This window comes from Tenebrionibacter intestinalis (genome assembly GCF_016632365.1).
Taxonomy (GTDB): domain Bacteria; phylum Pseudomonadota; class Gammaproteobacteria; order Enterobacterales; family Enterobacteriaceae; genus Tenebrionibacter; species Tenebrionibacter intestinalis.
In genome coordinates this window covers 1-976 of sequence record NZ_JAEPBH010000140.1, presented here as the reverse complement: position 1 = coordinate 976, position 976 = coordinate 1, and the positions used below count along the sequence as shown (strand labels likewise).

Here is a 976-nt window from a genome sequence, read left to right as displayed (position 1 = left end):
GGTGATTAAGGCGGCGGAAACGGCGCTGAAGAAAGGGGAGCTGGCCGAGGCGTCGAGGCTGATTGGTAAGGCCAGTGATGACGTTACATCAGTTAATTACTTCGGCCAGGATCGCAAGTACTGGAGCGACGAACCGGTTAACTTCAATGGTAATAAGGTTTATCAGCGTAATGATCTGTTTGATCCTGGTTATGTTGATCCTAAATCAGGTAAAACAAATATAGAACTAATGCAGGTTGGCCGTGCTCCGGTGGGCAAGGATGGAAAACCAGTTAACCTGCATCATATGTTACAAAATCAGGATGGACCTATAGCTGAGGTTACTCAAACTTTTCATAAGGATAATCATACGGTTATTCATATAAATGATAACAGTATACCATCTGGTATTAATCGTTCAGAATTCAATAAATGGCGTTCTGACTACTGGAAGCAAAGAGCTAATGACTTTTAATAGGTTTATTATATGAACAATGAACTGGATGCTGCTATCAGCCGATTAATCACCCTTTCTGAAGGGGAAAGAAATAATCTACCATTACCTGATGATGCACTCATATCCGAATATGAAAAGAGTACGGGCTTTATTTTTTTATCAGACTATAAAAAAGTGATAAAAACAGTAGGCAATGTATTTTATGGAAGCATAGATTTATTATCCTTGACTAGGGATAAAAAGTATTATGGTGAATTAAGTACGGCCTTGATTGAGGCAAGAGAGCAAGGGCTACCAAAAGACTGGCTACCGATATGTGAAGATAATGCTAGTTACTACTGCATTGATCCTAAAGGCATAATTAGATTTTGGACAACTGATGGCTACAGTGATGAAAGTTGGCCTAACCTTGCTAGATGGATCAATGAAGTATGGATAGAAGGTAAATAGAAAGTAATTAGTATAGTAGATCCAAGCATATTTCCAAAGGGTAGTTTTTTGTCCGGCGCTCTTTCTTTAAAAAGGGCGACTGGCACACGG

At 39.4% G+C, this 976-nt stretch carries 2 protein-coding genes; both read left to right on the top strand.

The window, feature by feature from the left end; all coding sequences use genetic code 11:
* Nucleotides 1–454 (top strand): HNH/ENDO VII family nuclease (locus JJB97_RS18125; protein ID WP_238715470.1); only part of this gene is annotated, 454 nt, incomplete at its 5' end.
* A gap of 12 nt (nt 455–466) precedes the next feature.
* Nucleotides 467–886 (top strand): SMI1/KNR4 family protein, encoded by a 420-nt coding sequence (locus tag JJB97_RS18120; protein WP_238715469.1) that lies wholly within the window; start codon nt 467–469, stop codon nt 884–886.
* Nucleotides 887–976 lie beyond the last annotated feature (90 nt).

What these genes read in the sequence shown, in the direction of transcription:
- JJB97_RS18120 (WP_238715469.1), top strand. Translation starts at nt 467, where the DNA reads ATGAACAATGAACTGGATGCTGCTATCAGCCGATTAATCACCCTTTCT.